Annotated in this window: 15 protein-coding genes and 1 tRNA gene; 9 read left to right on the top strand and 7 right to left on the bottom strand. The window is 68.8% G+C overall.

Features of this window, described 5'->3' with window-relative positions; translation table 11 throughout:
* A partial coding sequence (locus E3T23_RS03565) for a TadA family conjugal transfer-associated ATPase (RefSeq protein ID WP_134369038.1) occupies window positions 1-1,116 on the bottom strand: 1,116 nt, incomplete at its 3' end.
* Between the two features lie 474 nt (window positions 1,117-1,590).
* On the opposite strand from E3T23_RS03565, the gene acs reads away from it, so the two are divergent.
* Window positions 1,591-3,546, top strand: coding sequence for an acetate--CoA ligase (gene acs, locus E3T23_RS03560; protein WP_134369037.1), 1,956 nt, complete (start codon window positions 1,591-1,593; stop codon window positions 3,544-3,546).
* Window positions 3,547-3,644: 98 nt separating this feature from the next.
* On the opposite strand, the gene E3T23_RS03555 is transcribed toward acs, so the two are convergent.
* Window positions 3,645-4,115: a RidA family protein gene (locus E3T23_RS03555; protein WP_134369036.1), complete on the bottom strand. Its 471-nt coding sequence runs from the start codon at window positions 4,113-4,115 to the stop codon at window positions 3,645-3,647.
* 3 nt (window positions 4,116-4,118) lie between these two features.
* On the bottom strand, window positions 4,119-4,283 hold the full coding sequence (locus E3T23_RS03550) for a Sp36 family protein (RefSeq protein ID WP_134369035.1): 165 nt from the start codon (window positions 4,281-4,283) through the stop codon (window positions 4,119-4,121).
* A 49-nt stretch (window positions 4,284-4,332) separates the two neighbouring features.
* Between E3T23_RS03550 and E3T23_RS03545 the strand changes: the two genes are divergently transcribed.
* The 4 genes from E3T23_RS03545 (at window position 4,333) to E3T23_RS03530 (ending at window position 9,625) form a co-directional block, all read left to right on the top strand.
* A complete protein-coding gene (locus tag E3T23_RS03545; RefSeq protein WP_134369034.1) occupies window positions 4,333-6,927 on the top strand; it encodes a transglycosylase domain-containing protein in 2,595 nt (864 codons plus the stop codon).
* Complete coding sequence (locus E3T23_RS03540; protein ID WP_134369033.1) at window positions 6,924-7,907, top strand: metallophosphoesterase; 984 nt, start codon at window positions 6,924-6,926, stop codon at window positions 7,905-7,907. The genes E3T23_RS03545 and E3T23_RS03540 overlap by 4 nt, the downstream gene beginning before the upstream one ends.
* An 81-nt stretch (window positions 7,908-7,988) precedes the next feature.
* Window positions 7,989-8,062, top strand: a tRNA-Pro gene (locus E3T23_RS03535).
* 90 nt (window positions 8,063-8,152) lie between these two features.
* A complete protein-coding gene (locus tag E3T23_RS03530) occupies window positions 8,153-9,625 on the top strand; it encodes a DHA2 family efflux MFS transporter permease subunit (protein ID WP_134369032.1) in 1,473 nt (490 codons plus the stop codon).
* A gap of 77 nt (window positions 9,626-9,702) precedes the next feature.
* Here E3T23_RS03530 and E3T23_RS03525 read toward each other — a convergent pair whose 3' ends face one another.
* On the bottom strand, window positions 9,703-10,800 hold the full coding sequence (locus tag E3T23_RS03525; protein ID WP_134369031.1) for a hypothetical protein: 1,098 nt from the start codon (window positions 10,798-10,800) through the stop codon (window positions 9,703-9,705).
* Between the two features lie 468 nt (window positions 10,801-11,268).
* Between E3T23_RS03525 and E3T23_RS03520 the strand changes: the two genes are divergently transcribed.
* On the top strand, window positions 11,269-11,655 hold the full coding sequence (locus E3T23_RS03520; RefSeq protein ID WP_166806186.1) for a VanZ family protein: 387 nt from the start codon (window positions 11,269-11,271) through the stop codon (window positions 11,653-11,655).
* Between the two features lie 54 nt (window positions 11,656-11,709).
* Window positions 11,710-12,636 (top strand): UTP--glucose-1-phosphate uridylyltransferase GalU, encoded by a 927-nt coding sequence (gene galU, locus E3T23_RS03515; RefSeq protein ID WP_134369029.1) that lies wholly within the window; start codon window positions 11,710-11,712, stop codon window positions 12,634-12,636.
* On the opposite strand, the gene E3T23_RS03510 is transcribed toward galU, so the two are convergent.
* From E3T23_RS03510 to E3T23_RS03495, 3 genes are all read right to left on the bottom strand, one after another.
* Window positions 12,633-13,415: an HAD-IIB family hydrolase gene (locus E3T23_RS03510; protein ID WP_134369028.1), complete on the bottom strand. Its 783-nt coding sequence runs from the start codon at window positions 13,413-13,415 to the stop codon at window positions 12,633-12,635. The genes galU and E3T23_RS03510 overlap by 4 nt on opposite strands.
* Before the next feature lie 306 nt (window positions 13,416-13,721).
* On the bottom strand, window positions 13,722-15,374 hold the full coding sequence (locus E3T23_RS03505) for an HNH endonuclease signature motif containing protein (protein ID WP_134369027.1): 1,653 nt from the start codon (window positions 15,372-15,374) through the stop codon (window positions 13,722-13,724).
* A gap of 642 nt (window positions 15,375-16,016) precedes the next feature.
* Complete coding sequence (locus E3T23_RS03495; protein WP_134369025.1) at window positions 16,017-18,326, bottom strand: HelD family protein; 2,310 nt, start codon at window positions 18,324-18,326, stop codon at window positions 16,017-16,019.
* A gap of 168 nt (window positions 18,327-18,494) precedes the next feature.
* On the opposite strand from E3T23_RS03495, the gene E3T23_RS03490 reads away from it, so the two are divergent.
* Window positions 18,495-19,571, top strand: a complete 1,077-nt coding sequence (locus E3T23_RS03490) for an acyltransferase family protein (RefSeq protein ID WP_134369024.1) — start codon at window positions 18,495-18,497, stop codon at window positions 19,569-19,571.
* A 92-nt stretch (window positions 19,572-19,663) separates the two neighbouring features.
* Window positions 19,664-19,813 (top strand): hypothetical protein, encoded by a 150-nt coding sequence (locus E3T23_RS15130; RefSeq protein WP_166806185.1) that lies wholly within the window; start codon window positions 19,664-19,666, stop codon window positions 19,811-19,813.
* The last annotated feature ends 45 nt before the right edge of the window (window positions 19,814-19,858 follow it).

The following is a 19,858-nucleotide window of genomic DNA, read 5'->3' as shown; positions in this document are numbered from 1 at the left end:
GCCCGCCCCGCCAGGGCCCGCCCCGCCGGGACCCGCCCCGCCAGGGCCCACCGGCGCCGCGGGCACCACCAGCAGGCGGTCCCGGGAATCCAGCGCGAACCGGCCGAGCGGGGCGAGCCGGCGGCGGCCGTCACGGCGCTCGAGGTGCAGCACGAGCCCGATGGCGCTCACCGCCTGCCGGGCCACCGCTTCCGGGCTCAGTCCGGCGAGGGCGCCGAGGGCTTCGAGCCGGGCCGGCACGTCCTGCAGGGAGTTCGCGTGCAGGGTGCCGGCGCCGCCGTCGTGGCCGGTGTTGAGGGCGGCCAGCAGCTCCCGGATCTCGGCACCGCGGCATTCGCCGAGCACGAGCCGGTCGGGGCGCATCCGTAAGGCCTCGCGCAGGAGACTCTCCAGGCCGATCCGGCCGGCCCCCTCGAGGTTCGGCTGCCGGGCCTCGAGGGCCACGACATGCGGGTGGTCGATGCGCAGTTCGGCGACGTCTTCGATGGCCACGATGCGCTCCCCCGGTGGCGCCTGGCCGAGCAGCGCGGCCAGGAGGGTGGTCTTGCCGCTGCCGGCCGCGCCCGTGATGAGCAGATTCTCGCGCCCGGTCACGGCCGCGCGCAGCCGGTCGGCGACGGCGACGGATGTCTCCCCCACCCCGAACAGACCCCCCGCGGCCAGCGCGGCGAGGCTCAGCCGCTCGGCGCGAGGCAGCCGGATGGACAGCAGCGTGCCCGTGCTCGACGCCGGCGGCAGCACCGCATGCACCCGGATTCCGTCGGAGAGTCGCACGTCGACGCAGGGGCTGGCCTCGTCGATGTGGCGCCCGCCGAGGGCGATCAGGCGCACCGCCAGCTCACGCACGGCCGGTTCGGGGCAGCTCCAGCTCGGGTCCTGCAGCAGGCCGCGGCCGGCATCGACCCACAGCCCGGCCGCGCCGTTGACGAACAGGTCGGTGACCTCACCGTCGCCGGCGAACTCGGCCAGCGGGCCGAGCCCGGACACGTCGAGGGGCCGGACCGGCGGGAGCGCACCCGGCGGCGGCGCATCCGTGCGGGGCTCGGCAGCAGCATCCGGGCCCGGAGCGGACGCAGCCCGGCCGTACGACGGGACGGCGACGAAGGGCTCGGGCATGCCCCGACGTTAGATCGACGGGGCGAGCGCGACCGCCGCCGGCAAGGGATCGAGAAGAACTCCGGCCGACCGGCGGCTGGGGAGGACCGGGCGAACCACCGGCGACACCACGGGACAAACCACTGGGCGAAACCACCGGGCGAAACCACCGGTTAAAAAAGGGGGGCGGCACCTATTGGGGGGAACAGGTGCCGCCTCGGCAGCACGTCGATTGGGGGGAATCGAACGCACCGCTGGTCTGAACTTTCGTTCGGACGTGTCCAAATGTACAAGGGGAATTACAGATGCGCAAGTCCCCGATGTCCTCATAAATGAGGACACAGAACCGCTGCGCCTGATGAGACCAGAAATGGGGGTACGAACACGCCGCAATTTCCCGCAACGTGAGGGCCGGATGTCGCCGTGTATGGTTCAGGAGGGGGCCAGGTTCACGCGCCCAACACACGCAGCGCATCGCAAAGGAGCGACATCCGTATGAGCGTCAAGATCGATAACCTTCTCCACGAATCCCGCAGATTCCCGCCGACGCCGGAGTTCGCCGCACAATCCATCGCCAAGGCGGAGCTCTACCAGGACGCCGCAGACGACCGCCTGAAATTCTGGGCTGATCAGGCCCGTGACCTTCTGCACTGGCACAAGCCGTTCACGAAAACGCTGGACTGGACGAACCCGCCGTTCGCGAAGTGGTTCGAAGACGGCGAATTGAACGTGGCCTGGAACTGCCTCGACCGGCACGTGCTCGCCGGCAACGGCGACCGGGTCGCGCTGCATTTCGAGGGTGAGCCGGGCGACTCCCGCGACATCACGTATGCCGAGCTCACGGCCGAAGTGAAACGTGCTGCAAATGTGCTGACAAAACTCGGCGTCAACGCCGGGGACCGCGTCGCGATCTACCTGCCGATGATCCCGGAAGCGGTGATCTCGATGCTCGCCGTGGCCCGCATCGGCGCCGTGCACTCGGTCATCTTCGGCGGTTTCAGCGCCGAGAGCCTCCGTTCGCGCATCGACGACGCCAGCGCCGTGCTCGTGATCACCGCCGACGGCGGCTACCGCAAGGGCAAGGCCTCCGCGCTCAAGCCCGCCGTCGACGCGGCCCTCGAGGGCGGCGACTCCACCGTGCGCAACGTGCTCGTGGTCAAGCGCACCGACGGCTTCGTGGAGTGGTTCGACCGCGACCTGTGGTGGCACGACGAGCTCGCCTCGGTTGACGCCGAGCACGAGGCGCTGGGTTTCCCGGCCGAGAACCCGCTGTTCATCCTCTACACGTCCGGCACCACCGGCAAGCCCAAGGGCATCCTGCACACCACCGGCGGTTACCTCACCCAGGTGGCCTTCACCCACAAGAACGTGTTCGACCTGCACCCCGAGACGGATGTCTACTGGTGCACCGCCGACGTCGGCTGGATCACCGGCCACAGCTACGTGGTCTACGGCCCGCTCGCCAACGGCGCCACCCAGGTGCTCTTCGAGGGAACCCCGGACACCCCGCACCCCGGCCGGTGGTGGGAGATCGTCGAGAAGTACAAGGTGAGCATCCTGTACACGGCGCCCACGGCCATCCGTACCTTCATGAAGCTGGGTCGCCAGATTCCGCAGGGCTTCGATCTGACCAGCCTGCGCCTGCTCGGTTCGGTGGGCGAGCCCATCAACCCGGAGGCGTGGATGTGGTACCGCGAGGTCATCGGCGGCAATGTCGCGCCGGTGGTCGACACATGGTGGCAGACCGAGACCGGGGCGATCATGATCTCCGCCCTGCCCGGTGTGACGACGACCAAGCCCGGTTCGGCGCAGAGCCCGATCCCCGGCGTCGTGATCGACGTGCTCGACGACGAGGGCAACCACGTGGGCCGGGACAACGGTGGCCTCCTCGTGGTGACCGAACCGTGGCCGTCGATGCTGCGCGGCATCTGGGGCGACCCGGAACGCTTCAAGGAGACGTACTGGGAGAAGTTCGGCTCGGAGAACCCTCGCTACTTCGCCGGTGACGGCGCCCGCCTCGACCGCGACGGCGAGATCTGGCTGCTCGGCCGGGTCGACGACGTGATGAACGTGTCGGGGCACCGCCTGTCGACGGCCGAGATCGAGTCGTCGCTGGTGGCGCACCCGATGACCGCCGAGGCGGCCGTGGTGGGCGCGCACGACGAGACGACCGGCCAGGCTGTGGTGGCGTTCGTCATCATCAAGTACAGCCACCTGGAGGAGTCCTCGCACGAGGACATCCAGGCCGTGCTGCGGGCGCACGTGTCCCAGCAGATCGGCGCCATCGCCCGGCCCCGCCAGATCTTCATCGTGAGCGAGCTGCCGAAGACCCGCTCGGGCAAGATCATCCGTCGTCTGCTGCAGGATGTCGCGGAGGGCCGCGAGGTCGGCGACACCACCACCCTGGCCGACACCTCGGTGATGACGGCGATCATGTCCACCCTGAAGTAGCGAGCGTCTAACCAATTCGACGGAGATTTTCGCGAAAACCGGCCCACAGCATCCGTTTAGGCCTGTTTAAGGGAAAATCTCCGTCGAATTCGTATGGGTCAGGCGAAGGAGACGATGAGCTCCAGCTCGACCGGCGAGTCCAACGGCAGCACGGCGACGCCGACGGCCGAGCGGGCGTGCACGCCCCGGTCGCCGAAGATCTCGCCGAGCACCTGGGAGGCACCGTTGACGACACCGGGCTGGCCGGTGAACGACGGGTCGGATGCGACGAAGCCGGTGACCTTGACGACCTGCGTGATGCGGTCGAGAGATCCGATCACGGCCTGGATGGCGGCGAGCGCGTTGAGCGCACACTGCCGGGCGTAGTCCTGGGCGTCGGCGGCCGGCACGAGACCGTGGCCGTCACCGACCTTGCCGGTGGCCGGCAAGGCGCCCGAGACCATCGGCAGCTGACCGCTGGTGAAGACCAGCGAGCCGGACACGACGGCCGGAACATACGTGGCCACCGGCGGCACGACGCTCGGCAGTTCGATGCCGAGCTCGGCCAGTCGGGCGTCGATCTGCGACACCGCTCAGGCTCCTGCGGTGGCGACGGGGCGCTTCAGGTAGGCGACGAGCCCACCCTCGGGTCCGGGAACGACCTGCACGAGCTCCCATCCCTCCGAGCCCCAATTGTTCAAAATGGCAGCTGTGTTGTGAATCATCAGCGGCGTCGTGAGGTACTCCCAGGCAGGCATAAGGCTCCGATTCAGGCGGTTTTCCAGATTTGTCACTTAGTCTCAGTGTATGTCTGCCAAAAATCGTACGGTTAGTGGAGTGCTCGGCGGCCTCCTCGGTTTCGTCGGGATGAGCGCCATTGCCGGTGTGCTCGTCGCCGCTGCCGTCACCCCCGCCCTGGCGCTCTCCGGCATGACGGCCACGAACACGATCAACATGTTCGAGAGCCTGCCCGACTACCTTGCGATCGACCAGCTGGCACAGAAGAGCAACATCTATGCCACCAACTCCGACGGCAGCACGGTTCTGCTGGCCTCGTTCTACGACCAGAACCGCGTCGAGGTCGGTTGGGACGCGATCAGCCCGTTCGTGAAGGATGCCTCGATCGCCGGCGAGGACCCCCGCTTCTACGAGCACGGCGGCATCGACCTCGAGGGCACCGTCAAGGGTGTGGTGAGCACCGTGGCCACCGGCGACGCGCGCGGTGGATCCTCGATCACCCAGCAGTACGTCAAGAACGTGCAGGTGCAGAAGTGCGAGGCCCTGGCCGACGAAGAGAAGCGCATGAGCTGCTACGACCTCGCCACGGAGACCACCCCGGACCGCAAGCTCAAGGAGATGCGCCTCGCCATCGGCGTGGAGAAGCAGTACGCGAAAGACGACATCCTCCGCCAGTACCTGAACATCACCGGCTTCGGCGGCACGGTCTACGGCATCGAGTCGGCCGCGAACTACTACTACAACACGACCGCCGCCAACCTGACGCTGGCCCAGGCGGCGAGCCTGGTGGCGATCGTGAACAACCCGGTCAAATTCCAGCTCGACGACCCGGAGAGCGAAACCAACGGTGTCGCCAACGGCTACGCCGCCAACAAGGAACGCCGCGACTACATCCTGGGCGAGATGCTCAAGTACGAGAAGATCACCCAGGCGGACCACGACGCCGCCGTCGCCACGGTGATCACGCCCACCATCACGGAGCCGAGCACCGGCTGTGCCACGGCCGGCGGCAGCGCCTACTTCTGTGACCTGGTCGTCAACACCCTTCAGAACGACCCCACCTTCGGCGACACCGCCGAAGCCCGCCTGGCCAACTTCCGTCGCGGCGGCTACGAGATCTACACCACGCTCGACCTCGACCTGCAGACCGCCGCCCAGAACACGATGCAGAAGCACGTGCCCAAGCAGTACGGGGATTGGGACGTGGGCGGCGTGATCACCAGTGTCGAGGTGGGCACCGGCCGCGTGCTGGCGATGACGCAGAACAAGGACTACAGCCAGGACCCGGCGGTGACCGAGAACAACGCCGACTACACCGGCATCAACTACAACACCAACGTCGACGAGGGTGGCTCGCTGGGGTTCCAGCCCGGCTCGACCTACAAGGTCTTCACGCTGGCCGAGTGGCTGAGCCAGGGGCACACGCTGAACGAGCGCGTCGATTCCCGCCGCAAGAGCGACTGGGGCGTCTTCAAGAACAGCTGTGAGGGCAACCAGAGCTTCGTCTTCGACCCGAAGAACGACGCGAACGAGCCCGGCGCCAACTACAGCGCACTGCAGTCGACGATCAACTCCATCAACACCGGCTTCATCGGCATGGCGAAGAAGCTGGACCTCTGCGGCATCGCGAAGATGGCCGAAGCCTTCGGAGTGGGCCGCGCCGACCTCGAGCCGCTCGACCAGGGACCCTCGGCCGTGCTGGGCACGAACGAGGTCGCCCCGCTGAGCATGGCGATCGCTTTCGCCGGTATCGCCAACAACGGCCTCAGCTGCAGCCCGATCGTGATCGACCGGATCGTCGGCGGCGACGGCACCGACATGACCCCGCCGCAGACCGAATGCACTCAGGCGATCAGCCCCGAGGTCGACGCCGGTATGACCTTCGCGATGCAGAAAGTCATGACCGAGGGAACGGCGCGGGCATCGAATGCCGCCACGTCCCCGAAGGTGCCGATGATCGGCAAGACCGGAACCACCGACGGCAACAAGGACACCTGGATGAGCGGTGCGAGCAGCAAGGTCGCCACCGTCGTCGGCGTCGTCAGCGTCACCGGCGACATCAACCAGCGTCTCGTGGATGACTGGGAGGGCGGCACGGCCGCCACCGCCCGTCACCGGATGTGGCCGGAAGTGATGAGCGTCGCGAACGCGAAGTACGGCGGAGACCCCTTCCCGGAGGCATCCAACAAGGTGTTGCAGGCCGTTCAGATTCCGATCCCCGACCTGCGCGGCAAGTCGATGAGCGACGCCACCGCCACGCTGACCGCGGCCGGCTTCGAAGTGGTCGACGGCGGCGCCACCGACTCCGAGATGCCCGCCGGCACCGTGGCCCGCACCGACCCGGCCGCCGGCACCGGCGCCAGCCGCGGCGCGACCGTCACCGTCTTCTCCAGCAACGGCGCGCTCCAGCCCGTGCCCGACGTGGTAGGCAAGACCGAGGCCGACGCCCGAGCCACCCTGCAGGGTTACAGCATCGACAAGAAGGAACAGGACGTCGCCGATCCGGCGCAGGTCGGCACGGTGCTCTCGATGACGCCGACTGCCGGGACCGGCGCCGCGGCGGGCAGCGTGGTCACGATCGTGGTCGCCAAGCTCGGCGCCGCGCCCGCTCCCCCGGCCGCCCCCGCGCCGAACAATAACGGCAACGGCGGGGGCAACGGATGACCCGCGCCGGCGCCGCAGGCAACTCCCTGGCCGTCAGTGCCGGGGTGGTAGCCGCGGCCGGGGTGGCCGCGTTCGCCTGGGGCTCCCTCGTGGAGCGCCGCATGTTCACCCTGCGCGAGGTTCCCGTCCCGGTGCTTGCACCGGGATCCGCCCCGATCAAGGTGCTGCACCTCTCTGACCTGCACATGGCGCCGTGGCAGCGCGACAAGCAGGAGTGGGTGCGCGCCCTGGCCGACCTCGAGCCCGACCTGATCGTGAACACCGGCGACAACCTCGGCCATCCCGACGGGATCTCCGGGATCGAGTACGCCCTGGAACCGTTCCGCGGCATCCCGGGCATCTTCGTCAACGGGTCGAATGACTATTACGGTCCGCAGCTGAAGAACCCGTTGCGGTACTTCCGCTCCCCGTCGACGCTCAAATCGGCGCTGCATGAGAAGCTCGACATCGACCACCTGCACCGCGTGTTCGCCGACCTCGGCTGGCTCGACCTCGACAATGCCGCGGCCGCCCTCGACATCAACGGCACCCACCTGGAGCTGTTCGGGGTGGACGACCCGCACATCGGGCTCGACCGCCTCGACCTGATCACCCGGGCCATCGACGACCTGCGCGCGAGCGACCCGTTGTCGGAGGAGTACTGGCCCGACCCCGAGGAGGCGTCCCCGCCGCGGTCGACGCTCACCGTGGGTGTCGCCCACGCGCCGTATCAGCGGGTGCTGAACTCGTTCGTCAACCATGGCGCCCAGCTGATCCTGGCCGGGCACACGCACGGCGGGCAGGTGTGCGTTCCCCGGTACGGCGCCCTCGTCACCAACTGCGACATCCCGCGCAAACAGGTCAAGGGGCTCAGCCTCTGGGACTCCGGCCTGCACACGTCGTACCTGAACGTGTCCGCGGGGCTCGGCACGTCGATCTACGCGCCGGTGCGGTTCGCCTGCGCGCCGGAGGCGACCCTGCTGACGCTGACGGCGGCGTAGCCGAGGTCTCGACGGGTTGGCCCAGCGGATGGTCGTGGTGGGGCATCCGGGGGGTTATACTTGACAAGGCTTACGGGCCATCGGGGTATGGCGCAGCTTGGTAGCGCGCGTCGTTCGGGACGACGAGGTCGCAGGTTCAAATCCTGTTACCCCGACAGATATACAAGACCCCCACTCTGCGGAGTGGGGGTTTTGTGTTGGGTGCGGCCGAGCCCGCGCAGCCAGAAGCGCGAGAGGATCATCTCATGACCGATTCCAGCCCCGATCACCAGCCCGCGCCCGTCGTGATTCCGCGGCACGCCTGGCAGGCCCTGGTCGTGCTGCTGGCCGGCATGTTCATGGCGCTGCTCGACACCACGATCGTGAATGTGGCGCTTCCGACCATCCGTACCAGCCTGGATGCCTCGGAAGCCACGCTCTCCTGGATCATCTCCGGCTATGCGCTCGCCTTCGGCATCGCCCTGATCCCGGCCGGCCGGCTCGGCGACCGCATCGGCCACAAGTGGGTCTTCTTCACCGGTCTGCTGCTGTTCACCCTGGCCAGTCTCGCCTGCGGGCTCGCCCAGAACGACCTGCAGCTGATCATCGCCCGGGTGGTGCAGGGACTTGCCGGCGGCATGTTCGTGCCGGCGGTGACCGCTGTGATCCAGCTCCTGTTCCCGCCGATCGCCCGCGGCAAGGCGTTCGCGATCATGGGCTCCGTGATCGGCGTGTCCACGGCCCTCGGCCCGATCATCGGCGGCCTGATCATCGAGGCGTTCGGCAACGAGAACGGATGGCGCCTGGTCTTCTGGGTCAACCTGCCGATCGGCGTCGTCGCCCTCGTCGCGGCGGCGATCCTGCTGCCGGCCGGCTCCGAACGCGCCCCGGGCACCCCGAGCGGCGGCATCGACTGGGTGGGCCTGCTGCTGATCTCCGGCGGACTCGTGGCGCTGCTCGTTCCGCTGATCGAGGGTGAGGACCAGGGCTGGCCGCTCTGGACCTACCTGACCCTGGCAGCGGGCGCGCTGCTGATCGTGGCGTTCGGTTTCTGGGAGGTCGCGTACACCCGGTGGGGCAAGAGTCCGCTGGTGCCGCCGAAGCTGTTCCGGCACCCGGCGTTCACCGGCGGAATCGTGCTCGCCCTGGTTTATTTCGCGGCGTTCACCAGCATCTTCTTCACCATTTCGATTCTCTGGCAGGCGGGGCTCGGGCACACCGCGCTGGAGTCGGGCCTGGTGTCGATCCCGTTCGCGATCGGAACCATCATCGGCGCGTCGCAGAGCGACCGGCTGGCGCAGCGGCTCGGCCGCACCGTGCTGGTGATCGGGGTGTCCCTGGTCACCGTGGGTCTGGTCTGGATCTGGCTCGCCCTGCTCCTGATCGGACCGGAGATCACCAACTGGCAGCTGCTGCCGCCCCTTCTGATCGCGGGCCTCGGCAGCGGTTTCTTCATCGCACCGAACGCCCAGTTCATCGTGGCGACCGTGGACCGCTCCGAGGCCGGCGCGGCCAGCGGCGTGGTCGGCGTGATGCAGCGGGTCGGCAGCGCGGTGGGCATCGCTGTGATCGGCAGCGTGTTCTTCGGCACCCTGGTGGTGGCCGGCCCCGGTGCGGACGCCGTCGCCGCCGGCTTCACCGACAGCGCGACCGCGGCGATGGGCGTGAGCGCCGCGTTCAGCGTGCTGGCACTGCTGCTCGTGTTCGTGCTGCCGAAGCGGGTTGCGGCCGGGCGGTAGGCGGGGCGGCCGCTCGGACGGCGGCTGGGGCTGAGGAGCTCGGCCGGGGTCAGCCGACGCGGGTCAGCCGACGCAGGTCAGCCGACGCGGGTCAGCACCGTGAACGACATGGTCGCGTCCGACCCGTTGATACAGGTCTGGAAGAGCAGGTCGTAGCCTCCGGGGATGTCGCCCCGGCCGTCGGTGCTGGCGTTGAGCACCGCGGCGACTCCGCCGACCCGGTACGTGCCGGACCGGGTTCCCGACAGGGTGATGATCGTGCCGGCCCCCGGGAACCGGGAACCCCCGCAGGACCAGTGTTCGCCGATGACGTTCACGCCGTAGCTGCCGGTGAGGTCCACCGCGCCGTTGCAGGCGTCAAGCTCGGCCTGGAAGCCCGCGGTCCAGACGTACTTGTTGAACAGTGGGGTGCCGGCGGACGGGCCCTGGGCATCCGTGCTCGGCGAGGTGGTCGCCCGGTTCTCGGATTCGAACCCGGGCGACGCCGCGTCCGCTCCCGCGTCCGCAGCCGAAGCCGCGGCCGCTGCCGCCGCCGCCTCCGCAGCCGCAGCAGCCGCAGCAGCCGCCTCTGCCGCGCGGGCCGCTGCCTCGGCCGCCAGCCTGGCCTGCTCCGCCTCCCAGCGGGCGGTCGCGTCCCGGACGCCCTGCACCGGGTCGGCGAGTTGCTCCGGTACGGAGGCGAGCGTCTCGGGGGCGGGCACTTCCGCGGCCCGAAGCGCTCTTTCCGCCTGCCCGAAGTTCGGGCCCAGGAAGGTGTTGGGCCCGGTCGAGACGCTGGACGAACGGTCGAGGTTGCGGCGGGCGTCGTCGATGCGGGTCTGCTCCCGGAGGATGCTCGCGGCCAGCACGGCGCGCGCATTCTCGTCGAGCACCCGGAGGGCGCTGCCGTCCAGGGCGAGCTGCGCCGAGGCGACGACCGAGTCGGCCACGGCGATCGCACCGGTCAGACGCAGCCGCTTCTCCCGGAATTCGTCGACCGCGGCGAGGTACCGGATTTCCGGCAGGCTCGTCATCGAGGTCGCAGGCGATATCGTCCGCGCGGGAGTGGTGTCGCTCGCGATCGCGGACACCGTCACGGGTGCGACCGGGCTCGTGGGTTGGGCCTCGGTCGGCGAACCGCCGACCAGAGTGCCGATCAGGGACGCGGCGACCACCAGCGCCGTGAGGCCGACCATATCAAGGAGGCGACGGCGTGACGGACGGTGGTGTGACGATCGCATGACAGCCCGCCTGACCGCCCCGATTCGGGTTGAGGGCGAACGACGTCAGTAAACTCCCGCTCCGCTAACCTGACTAGTCCTCATTTTTACCACCTGCTGCACCCTTCCGCGCCGAAGTCGGGGTCGGGTCGGAGGCGGGCCGGCGTTGAGTCGGCGTCGGGTCGGAGGCGGGCCGGCGTTGATTCGGGGCCGGCCGACTGGCCTGCAAGCACCGACGCGTCTACGGTGGTGAATCCGACAGTGTTGCGGTCCTCCACCCGGTTCTGTCGGTCGGAGCAGACCGCCCAGACTCCGAGAAGTGGAGACGTGACCGGCATGGACCCCGACTCCCCCGCAGCACCGTGCCCCGAATCCCCCGCATCGGGCACGCCCGCCGCGGGTTCTCGGGGGCGCGCTCGGCTTCGCCGGTGGGCGCCGTGGCTGATGCTGGTCTATCTGGTCGTGCTGGCCCTCATTGCGTTCTGGCCCGTCCCGGTCGACCGGAACGCCTACGAGTCGTTGCTGGCTCTGATCGACTGGCTGCAGGTGCACGGCGCGCCGGAATGGGTGCGCTATAGCCTGGTCGAGTTCATCGCCAACATTGTGTTGTTCGTGCCGGTCGGCCTGTTCGTCGTGATCATGGCCGGCCGGCGCGGGTGGTGGTTGGCCGTGCTGGCTGGTTTCGCGGCGAGCTGCACCATCGAGCTGGGGCAGCTGATCTTTCTGCCGGACCGGTTCGCCACGCTGGCCGATGTGCTCGCGAACACGCTCGGGGCCGCGGTCGGCGCGGTGCTCGGACTGGTTCCGCTGCGCAGCGACCGCCCGCGCTGACCGAAGAGACTGCGGCGCTATGCGCCGGCAACACATCGCCCTAGTCTGTGGCCCATGATCACAGCCATCACGAAAGTCGTCATCCCCGCGGCCGGTCTGGGAACCCGGTTCCTTCCGGCGACGAAGGCCATGCCGAAGGAAATGCTGCCTGTCGTCGACAAACCGGCCATCCAGTACGTGGTGGAGGAGGCCGTGTTGGCGGGCCTGACCGATGTGCTCATGGTCACCGGGCGCAACAAGAACGCTCTGCAGAACCACTTCGATCGCATGACCGAGCTCGAGGCTCTGCTCGAGATCAAGGGCGACTATGACCGGCTGGCGAAGGTGCGGCACGCCAACCGGCTGGCGGACATCCACTACGTGCGCCAGGGAGATCCGCTGGGACTCGGCCACGCTGTGCTGAGGGCCAGGATGCACGTCGGTAAGGAACCCTTCGCGGTGCTGCTCGGCGACGACATCATCGACGACCGCGACCCGCTGCTGGCGAAGATGCTCGCGGAGCAGGGCAAGCGCAACACCAGCATCATCGCGCTGATGGAGGTCGAGCCCTCACAGATCCACCTCTACGGCGCCGCCGCGGTCGAGGCCACCGACGACCCCGACGTGGTGCGGGTGACCGGGCTGGTCGAGAAGCCGGCGACCGAGGATGCCCCGTCGAACCTGGCCATCATCGGCCGCTACGTGCTGCGCCCCGAGGTCTTCGACGTGCTCGAGCACACCCAGCCGGGCAAGGGCAACGAGATCCAGCTCACCGACGCCCTGCAGGAGATGGCGCTGAACCCGGAGGCCACCGGCGGCGTCTACGGGGTCATCTTCCGCGGCCGCCGCTATGACACCGGCGACCGCCTCGACTACATCAAGGCCATCGTGCAGCTCGCCGTCGACCGCGAGGACCTCGGACCGGACCTGCGGCACTGGCTGCACGCGTTCGTGGCCACGCTCGTCGAGCCGGTTGGGGCGCGCGGCCTGGCCGCGAGTTAGCTCGCGTCCGCCGCCCCGGCCTCCAGCTGCGGGATCAGGATCTCGAGGAACGCGGCGGTGTCTTCCCAGCCCTCCACGGCGACGCACTCGACGCCGAGGACCTTGACCGGGTAGTCGTTGCCGTTCTCGTCGAGGCGATCGCCGACGAACAGCATGTCCGCGAGGGGCACGCCGATGAGGGTGGCGAGCTTCTTCATGCCGTAGGCCTTGTCGATGCCGCGCCGGGTGATGTCCACCGAGGTGGACCCGCCGGACCGCACCTCGAGGTCGGGGAGCAGCACCTGCACGGCTTCGCGCAGGGCGTTCTTCTTCTCACCGGTGGGATCCCACACGGTCTTCACGGCGACCGGGGCCGCCTGGCCGAGGGCGGAGAAGGTGATCTGCGAACCGCGGTCCTCGAGGATCGGGCCCCAGGTTTCGCTCTCCCAGTACCCCAGCGAACGCGCGGAGATCTCGACGGCGTTGAGGGCATCCGTCTTCTCGGCGTCGGTCAGGTATTCGGCGTAGATCTGGGTCCAGGCGCCGTCGACGTGGCGGAAGTACTGGGTGCCGCAGGTGGGCATCAGGTGCAGCCGGGCGAGGGCCTCGTCGCTGACGTTTTCGAGGTTGTCGATCAGCTGCATGTGGAACTGAGCGATCTGGCCACCGGAGATGACGCAGACCTCGACGGCGCCGAGCAGGCGAACCAGGAGGGCGGCCATGCGCGAGTCGAGCGGGGACTTGGACGCGGCGAGGGTGTCATCGAGGTCGAAGGCCACCAGGCGGGGAAGTGTCGTCATGTGAATTGTGGTTCCTTTGTGAAGACTCGCAGCCGCAATCATGGCCCGGAGCTTGACGTCACCCATGCGCGACGTCCCCAAAAAGTGTACAGCCGGGGGTGACGGATGCCCGTGGGCCGCCTTGAGCCCCCGCGGTCAAGCCGGTGAGGACCCCCGGTGACGCGATGCCAGTGGCCTCACATTAAGGCCGGTCGGCCCCGTCGAGACCCGAGACCCGAGACCCGAGACCCGAGGTGACGCGATTCCACGAACTCACGTTGACGTCTGTCGAGCCGGTCAAGACCCAGGTGACGCGATCCCGGTAATTCACGTTAACGCCGGTCGATTCTGTCGAGACCCCGAGCGGGTCCCGGCCCGATGGCCCCCCGCTGGCCGCCAGGTTCTGGTCGGGTCGTAGCAGAAGGGTGCCCGGACTTCGGGTTTGCCGCGGATCATGCGGATTTCCCAGCCGGAGGTGTCGATGCTGTGGTGGTGGTACCAGCAGAGCAGGACCCCGTTGTCGATTTTGGTTTTGCCGCCGCGGTGCCAGGGGATGACGTGATGCACCTCGCACCAGGCTGCGGGCACGTCGCACCCCGGGATGGTGCAGCCGCCGTCGCGGGCGGCGATCGCTCTGCGCTGGGCCCGGTTGAAGAACCGCTTCTCGGTGCTGAGGCTGAGGACTTCGTTGTTCTCGCCGAAGAAGATCTCTTGGAATCCGCCGGAGCAGAGGGCCTGCACCACGGATTTCATGGAGATGGGGGCGTCGACCCCGTCGATCCAGCCCACCCCACGGTCGGCGAGAAGGTCGGCCTTGTTCACGTGGATCATGACCGTGGGGGCTGCGCCGCCCATGCTGGGGGTGCCCGGGTCGCGGGTGGCGGCTTCGAGGATTCCGCGGAGGATGTCGGCGCGCTTCTCGCCGCCGTTGCGGTCGTCGCTGAGGGCGGCGGCTTCGGCGCCGGGGATGAGCTCTCCGGCATTCATGCGCGCCTGTTCCTCTTCGGTGGGGAATGCGGGCGCGGCGTGGGCGGAGAGGTAGGTGTCGAAGAGGCCGTTCAGGATTCCCCGGAATTCGGGGGTGACGCCGCCGCGTAAGGGGTAGAGGCCGTCGCGGAGGAGCCCGAAGCCCACGGTGCTGCGGGACTCGGCGACGGGCTCGTTCGGGGCGGTGCCGTCGGGGTCGAGGTGGGCCTGCCACTGGGTCGCGAGTCCGCGTACGAGGTCGGCGGGAAACGCGAACCCTTCGCCGGGCAGCCCGGCCGTTTCCTCGGTGACGGCCCCGGTCGCATTGGCGACCAGGGTGCGCTCGGCGACGCCGAGGTCATCGGGCGCGACCCGGGCCGCGACCGTGTCGAGGGCCGTGACGATGTTCTCGGCCGCGTCGACGCCGAGATCACCGGCGGTGAGAGCATCCGCCACGGCCGGGTAGTAGGGCGGCAGCATGCTGGTGCCGGCCAGCCGCGGCGTCACATTGTCGCCGAGCCGCACCCGCCGATTCGCCTCCCGGGCCGAGATACGGGTCAGCCGGGTGATCAGGTCGGTACCACTGCTGGCACCGTTCTTGAAGGCGAGGGACTCATGGCCGAGGATCCGGCGGGACCGCCCCGCAATGTCGGCGGCGGATGCGACTCTGGCGGCATCGACCCGGCGGCCGAGGTCTTCGACCGTGCGAAGCACCGCCATCGCGTCGGCCTCGTCCAGGAGGGAGAAAGCCACCGAATCGAGCACGGTCGCCGCCAGGTCACGGGCCTGCTGCAGCTGCTGCACCAGAGTAGGCGGGGCCTCGGTAGGCGGGGGCTCGGTAGGCGGGGCCTCGGAAGGCGGGGCCTCGGCAGGCGCGGCCCCGGCAGGCGCGGCCCCGGCAGACGCGGCCCCGGCAGACGCGGCCCCGGCAGGCGGGGCCTCAGCAGTCGGGGCCTCGGAAGGAACCGCCTGGGTGGAGGCGGTGGGGCGGTGCGGAGTGGGGGCTCCTGCCATGCCTCAATTGTAAATGACTTCGAATCTAGAGTCAAGAGTTTTGCTTAACTCTAGTAATCAATTACCCACCGATAGGCGCTGTGACGGTAGGCGTCGTGACGTTAAACCGGAGATTTTCGAGACACGCCGGGTGGGCCGGCGCCGGGAACGGCGTGTCGCGAAAAAGTCCGGAGTTAGCGTGGGCACGGATGCCGGTGGCCGGGTTCAGAGGACGGCTCGCCGGGTTTCGACAAGCTCAACCACCGGGGCGAGGTGCTAAAGCGCTGGGGGTGGACGGGAACCTCCGGAGGATGGCTCGCCGGGTTACGGCAGGCTCAACCACCGGGGCGACAGGCTCAACCACCGGGGCGGCAGGCTCAAGCACCGCCGAGGGCGGACGGGAGGGACTCAACCATCGGGGCAAGGGGCTAAAGCGCCGGGGGTGGACGGGAACCTCCGGAGGACGGCTCGCCGGGTTACGGCAGGCTCAACCACCGGGGCGACAGGCTCAACCACCGGGGCGGGAGGCTCAACCACCGCCGAGGGCGGACGGGAGGGACTCCACCACCGGGCCGCGGCAGACTCAACCGCCGCCGCCGCCGGAGCCGCCGCCGCCGCCACCGCCGCCGCCGCCACCCCCGCCCCCGCCGCGAAGCGGGCGGACTACAGCCCGGCGGGCAACTCCCCCGTCGACACGAGATACAGCCGCTGCGTAGGCCGCGTCATCGCCACATACAGCGCACCCGCACCCCGCGACGACGCCGCCACGATCCCCGCCGGGTCCACCACAACCACGGCGTCGAACTCCAGCCCCTTCGCGTCGTGCGGGGTGAGCACCGCCACCTCCTTGAGCAATCCTGCAGCCCCGACGCCGACAACAGAAGAACCGAACGCAGCAGAACCGAACTCAGCAGACAACGAAGCAACAACCCCGGCCAGCGCAGGCTCCAGCACGATCACTGCGACGGTGCCACCCAGCCCAAGCGAGCGTTCCCGCCGAACAGCCGAAACAACATCCGGAAGCGTCTCAATCGGCCACTCGCTCGCCCGCACCGACTTGGCCGGCGTGATCGGCAGGTTGTGCGCGAGCGCCATCGACTCGGCGGCCGAAGCGATCTGGCTGGGCGTGCGGTAGTTCACGGTGAGCTCCTCGAGCCGCCAGCGCGACTCCTCCTGCGACGAGTCGAGCAGGGGTGCGAGGGCGTCGCGCCAGTTCGACGCGGCCGCGGCCGACGCCGCCTGCGCGATGTCGCCCACGATCGTGAACGAGCGCAGCGGACCGCGCCGCAGCACCAGCCGCCACTGCATCGGGGAGAGTTCCTGCGCCTCGTCGACGACCACATGCCCGTAGGTCCAGGTGCGGTCGAGGGCGGCGCGCTCGGCCGTGGTGGCCCGGTCGCCGAGCTCGGCGAAGCTGTCGGCGAGCGCCTTCGCGTTCACGAGGCCCTTCACCTCCATGTTGGAGATCGCCAGTTCCGCGTTCTCCACGTCGCGCTTGCGCTGCTCTTTCTGCTCGCGCTTCTGGGCCGCGTCGACCACGTTGTACTCGCCGAGGTGGTCGGCCGCCTCGTCGAGTAGCGGCACGTCGGAGATGGTGAACTCGGCGTCCCGCGGGCGGTGCAGCAGGGCGCGCTGCGCGGGCGTCCAGGTGGGGGTGAGCTGCGCCAGCCACTGCGGGCGGGCGTAGAGGTCTTGCACGAGCTTCTCGGGCGTGAGCGGCAGCCAGGCGGTGTTCAGCGCCACCCGCACGTCGTCGGCCAGGCGCAGGTCTTCGCGCAGCATGGGCAGGTCGCTGTCGTCCATCGACCGGCCCTGACTCTTCAACTGCGCGAGCCACTCCCGGCTGAGCGCGGCGAGCGCGTTCTTCACAAACGTGACCCGGGCCTCGTTGTGCGGTTTGCCGCCGGCCCGCGCCCGGTGAATCGCGGTCTCGATCAGCTGCGGTTTGAGGGTGATCCGGTCACCGTTCACGACGAGCACCTGCGCCGCAGCCGGCACCCGTTGCCGCGACCGCACGGCGCGGGCGATCAGCCGGGCCATGGAGGCCTGGCCCTTGATCGCGGCGACGGCCGGGGCATCCTCTCTGGTCGCCTCGATGCCCGGGTAGAGCTGGCCCACGGATGCGAGCACCACCCCGGTCTCCCCCAGCGACGGCAGCACCGCCTCGATGTAGTTCAGGAACGACTCCGACGGCCCCACGATGAGCACGCCCGAATTCTTCAGCCGATCGCGATGCGTATATAGGAGGTACGCCGCACGGTGTAGGGCCACGGCTGTCTTGCCGGTGCCCGGCCCGCCCTGCACGACGAGCACGCCCTTCAACTCTGAACGGATGATGCGGTCCTGCTCCGCCTGGATCGTCGACACGATATCGCTCATGTGACCGGTGCGTTGGGCGGTAAGCGCGGCCAGCAGCGCGCCCTCCCCCTGGTGCGCGGCTGCCGCATCGCCCTCGAGCAGCGCCGCGTCGAGGATCTCGTCCTCGATGCGGATGATGTCCCGCCCCTTCGAGAGCAGGTGCCGGCGGGCGCGGGCCCCGAGCGGCGTGGCCGCGGTGGCCTGGTAGAACGCGCTGGCCTGCGGCACCCGCCAGTCGAGCAGGATGGGCTGCAGGTCTTCGTCGCGCAGCCCCAGCCGGCCGATGTAACGGTAGACGGAGGCATCCGTCGCACCAGAGCCGGAGCCAGAAGAAGACCCAGTGCCAGAAGCCGAGTCAGCGTCAGATGGGTCCGCCGCCACCTCGAGCCGGCCGAACGCCAGCCGGTCGTCAACCTCGCGCAGCTGCACGATGCGGTCTTCGTAGAGCCGCGCGAACGTGTCCCGCTCGGAGCGCGACTGGTGGTTGCCGCCCACGTCGAGCCGCCGCACGGCCACGAGCTGCTGCTCGGCCTCCCGCTGCAGCGCGTCGAGGCGCGCATACAGGTTCGCGACATAGTTCTGTTCCCGCTGAAGCTCCTGGTCGACCACGCGCACACCCCTTGAAATCCGAGCTTCAAGTTTACTCGGGTCAAATCACCGACCTGACCGAGAAAGAAAACAGAATCGCGTTCCGAAGCGGCCCGGTCCGCGTGGTCAGGTTCGCACTGAGCCTCAGCCCACTCGGTAGTCTGGTGACACTGCAGACTTAGCGAAGGACCATTGGTGCCCGAAACTCTTAGACCCGGGCGCATCGTGGGCCTCGACCTCATTCGCGGCCTTGCCATCGCTCTGGTGCTTGTTCGCCACGCGTGGCCGTCGACGATCGGCGGCGGCGGCATCGTGGGTGTCGTCATGTTCTTCGCCCTCAGCGGCTACCTGATCACCGGGCTGCTCGTCTCCGACCTTCACCGCTTCGGTCGGGTGCGGTACGGCCGTTTCTACCGCAACCGCGCGATCCGGCTGGTTCCGGCGATGGTGCTCTTCCTGGCCGTGTTGGCCGTGGTCACGCTGGCTCTTGACCCCTGGGGCGACAAGGCCGGCCTCGGCCGGGGCCTGCTGATCGGGATCACCTACACCGGCAACCTGCCGATCCCGCTGGGCAGCTCCGGCATCAGCCACCTGTGGACGCTGGCGACCGAGGAACAGTTCTACCTGGTCTGGCCGATCCTGCTGGCCATCGGGGTGCGGTTCCGCCGCATGCGCTGGGTGCTGGTCGGTTCGGTGCTCGCCATCATGACCGTGATGATCGCGTCGATGCTGATGACGGCCCCGGACATCACCCGCATATACACGCTGCCCAGCTCCTGGGCGATCGCGATGGTCATCGGCGCCGCCGCCTGCCTCGGTCAGGATGCCCTGGCCCGCCTGCTGCCCAAATCCCGCGTTCCGAGGGCGGCGCTCTCACTATTCAGCCTGGGCATTCTCATGGTGATCACGTTCTCCCCGCTCGCCAAGAGCTGGCACCTCACCTACCTGGCCATCGGCCCGCTGGTAGCCCTGCTGACGGTGGTGCTGATCTTCCACCTGCGGGAGTGGAAGGCCCTCCCGGCGCGGTGGCTGAAGCCGGCGCTGGCCCTCGGCACCGTTTCGTATGCGGCCTACCTGTGGAACTACCCGGTGGTGCTGTGGCTCAGTGCCACGCCGTCCATCCCGAACGGTCCCCTGCTCTCCCTGCCGATCACCATTTTTGCGGCAACAATCAGCTGGTGGCTGGTGGAGCGCCCGTTCCTCGCCTGGAAGGCCAAGCTCGACGCCCCGCGTTCAGTGCCCGTGGAACGTGTGCCGGCCCTGCTGAAGTAACTCGTTTTTCTGGGGGCACCAGCTCTGGGGGCACCACCTCTGGGGGCGCTGTGGATGCCTTCTCCACGTTCGGCGCAGCGTAGCGTCGGAAGGTGAGCATCAGATACCGCACCCGTAAGATTCGTCGCTGGTCCCGGCGCCGAGAACACACCAAGATGTTTCAGGTGACCCGAATCGCCGTCATCGTGATCGTGGCCGTGCCGACTCTCGTGCTCGTAGCAAGGGCCCTTCAGAAGGCCTGACGGCGGACGCCCGCCAGCGAAGTCGGCCTGCGGCGAGCTCATCGC

The sequence above is a fragment of the Cryobacterium cheniae genome, assembly GCF_004403395.1.
In the GTDB taxonomy this organism is placed as follows: domain Bacteria; phylum Actinomycetota; class Actinomycetes; order Actinomycetales; family Microbacteriaceae; genus Cryobacterium; species Cryobacterium cheniae.
The sequence above is the reverse complement of the archived record's forward strand: the minus strand, read 5'-3'. Positions and strand labels throughout refer to the sequence as shown.

Coding starts and splice junctions, on each gene's coding strand:
- E3T23_RS03545 (WP_134369034.1), top strand. CDS start 4,333: ATGTCTGCCAAAAATCGTACGGTTAGTGGAGTGCTCGGCGGCCTCCTC.
- E3T23_RS03505 (WP_134369027.1), bottom strand. CDS start 15,374: ATGGCAGGAGCCCCCACTCCGCACCGCCCCACCGCCTCCACCCAGGCG.
- E3T23_RS03530 (WP_134369032.1), top strand. CDS start 8,153: ATGACCGATTCCAGCCCCGATCACCAGCCCGCGCCCGTCGTGATTCCG.
- E3T23_RS03540 (WP_134369033.1), top strand. CDS start 6,924: ATGACCCGCGCCGGCGCCGCAGGCAACTCCCTGGCCGTCAGTGCCGGG.
- E3T23_RS03510 (WP_134369028.1), bottom strand. CDS start 13,415: ATGACGACACTTCCCCGCCTGGTGGCCTTCGACCTCGATGACACCCTC.
- galU (WP_134369029.1), top strand. CDS start 11,710: ATGATCACAGCCATCACGAAAGTCGTCATCCCCGCGGCCGGTCTGGGA.
- E3T23_RS03525 (WP_134369031.1), bottom strand. CDS start 10,800: ATGGTCGGCCTCACGGCGCTGGTGGTCGCCGCGTCCCTGATCGGCACT.
- E3T23_RS03520 (WP_166806186.1), top strand. CDS start 11,269: ATGCTGGTCTATCTGGTCGTGCTGGCCCTCATTGCGTTCTGGCCCGTC.
- E3T23_RS03550 (WP_134369035.1), bottom strand. CDS start 4,283: ATGCCTGCCTGGGAGTACCTCACGACGCCGCTGATGATTCACAACACA.
- acs (WP_134369037.1), top strand. CDS start 1,591: ATGAGCGTCAAGATCGATAACCTTCTCCACGAATCCCGCAGATTCCCG.